The organism is Planktotalea sp. (assembly GCF_049680325.1).
Taxonomy (GTDB): Bacteria; Pseudomonadota; Alphaproteobacteria; order Rhodobacterales; family Rhodobacteraceae; genus Planktotalea.
The window spans coordinates 1-2,285 of sequence record NZ_JBAUHO010000223.1; the positions used below are offsets into that span (position 1 = coordinate 1).

The following is a 2,285-nucleotide window of genomic DNA, read 5'->3' on the forward strand; positions in this document are numbered from 1 at the left end:
CTTTAGACATCAAAGTCGCGCTTAGAGCTGGCGAAAATGTGACCTGTTCGCCCTCTTTGATCTTTCGCAATGGCTTGATAAGCGCGCGCCAGGCCCCTTGCTGCGCGCTAGGTTCCAGCAATGTCACTTCGATCTTTGCTTCACCAGAGCCATGTTCGCTTTCGCGTTTGCGCAGTCCGAAAAGGCGCGCGGGAATGACCTTGGTATCATTCAGAACCAAAAGATCGCCCGGCTGGAAAATATCGGGCAAGTCATAGACATGCCTGTCCTGCAACGCCGCGCCATCTGCCAATAGCAGCCGTGCAGAGCTGCGCGGCTTGGCAGGGCGCGTTGCGATCAATGCCTCCGGCAGATCGAAGTCGAAATCACTGAGTTTCATATATTTAGGCGCTTTGTCTTACTGGCTTAGTTGCGGCGGCGGACGACGGAAGATTTCGCGGAACATCCCGGGGGTGAACAAGGACAGCGGGTTAACTTGAACGCGCGGCGACGCCGCGGCGCCGTCCAATGTGTAGCTGAAGCCAATGAGCCCTTCGCCCTTGCGCGTCAAGATCGAACCAATCCCGTTGATCGCAAAAAACGGCGAAACCACGCCTTGCATATCCATAGTCTTGCTCGCGACGTCATAATAGCCATCAACCGACAGCCCCAAGGACGGGCCGACAGCGCTGGCCTTCGTGACGGTGACTGTCTTTGGCGTTATCCGAAATGTGCTTGAAACCTCGGTAAACATCAGTCCGCGTCCGTCCATTTGTTCAAGCAACCCGATACCGCTGGCCGCGCTGAGAACGGCCAGCGCAGGCGGCGCATCGCGAAGACGTAGATTTGCGATTTCTAGAGTTCCGTCATAATGCCCCGCGCTCGCACGCGGGCTAAGGGTCAGGGTCATTGCCCCCTCGTTTGCGTTTTCAAGAAGGCCGGCGGCGCTGATTGTCGCGCCCGCGTTGGTGGATTTGATTTGAACCGCCGTGCGCCCGCCTTTTGGAATGGTTTGTCCTGTGATGCGCATGTCGCCGTTCAATTGCCCGTTGAACGACCCGTTCAACCCGCGATCAGAGACAAAGGTTCCCGTAAAATCGCGCAATGCGATGTCTTTAGTCACCTGCAAGCGGTTCAGTTTAACCGATAGCGGAACGGCCGCGCCCGACCCTGTTGAATTTTGCGCGGGAATGCGGCGCATATCCAAAACGCCCCCTGCAATGTTGACGCCCGGAGTGGCATTTGCGCCGCGCCCGCTAAGTGTGATCGGCGCATCCAGCCAGTCCCCTGCCTGCACGCGATCAAAACTTGCGCGTTCCAGCGTTCCATTCGCATTTATCGTAACGGATCCACTGGCTTTCAGGCCAGGCGCGTCCAGCGACAGGCGTTCAACCTTTGGCGGGCCTGAGGTCTTGCCACCAAGCGAGCCGCGCACCGACAGCGCACCGCGCGTGTTTGCCCCCTTGCTCCAACCCAGCGGGTCGATGCGCAGTGCCACACCTGTCAAATTCGATGTCAGCGCAAAGCTAGGGGCGGCATCGGGTTTCAGATCAAGGGTTATGTCGCCCTGCCCTTTGCCTGATACTGAACCGGGCGGCAGACCGATGTTAAAGGTGTCGACAAAGCGTTCGGAAAGCTCGATCTGGCCTGTTAACTGGCTCCCTGCCCCCGCTTTGCCAAGCGGCATGCTCCATGCTCCCTTAAAGGGAACCGCATCAATGCGTCCTGATCCTTGTAAATCAATCCCGCTTGTATTTGCGCGCAGATCCAGTTGATCTGCGACCAGCACGCGCCCTTCGACCAGGCTTGTGCTGCGAACGCCCGTGATCTTACCTGCGATATTGTATTTAATTTCGGGGGCCGGAATTTTCTGTTTAAGCGGCAGATCAATGCGCCCGGTGACCTCGGCCTGACCATCTGCCAATGTCACACTTTGTCCGGCTTTGCTCAGAAACTCGAACGGCTTTTGATCCAGCATCGACAACGCGCCCGTGATTGTGCTTTTGGTCGCTAATCGTACGATTGCGCGTGCCCCCCTGACGCGCATGTCAGGTATTTCGAAAGACGTTCCCGCCACATTGATGCGCCCGCCTTTGGCGGCATTCACATAGCCCGCCTCGGTTGTCGCAAGAAAACGGTTGCCTTCAATCCGCAAGTAACCGCGCCCGCCCTGTACGGGCGGCATCTGTTTCATGAAACGCAGGCTTGCGTTGGAATAGCTCAGATCGAGGTCAAGTTGTGGCGTCTGTCCAGCCTCTGCACGAAAGGCCAATCGTGCCTTGCTCACATCGCCGCCAATTATGTTC

At 57.3% G+C, this 2,285-nt stretch carries 2 protein-coding genes; both read right to left on the reverse strand.

Translation table 11 applies throughout. The features are described from left to right. On the reverse strand, window positions 1-379 hold a 379-nt coding region (locus WBC85_RS10100; RefSeq protein WP_424436194.1), incomplete at its 3' end, for an S-adenosylmethionine:tRNA ribosyltransferase-isomerase. An 18-nt stretch (window positions 380-397) separates the two neighbouring features. Next, on the reverse strand, window positions 398-2,285 hold a 1,888-nt coding region (locus WBC85_RS10105; protein WP_424436197.1), incomplete at its 5' end, for an AsmA-like C-terminal region-containing protein.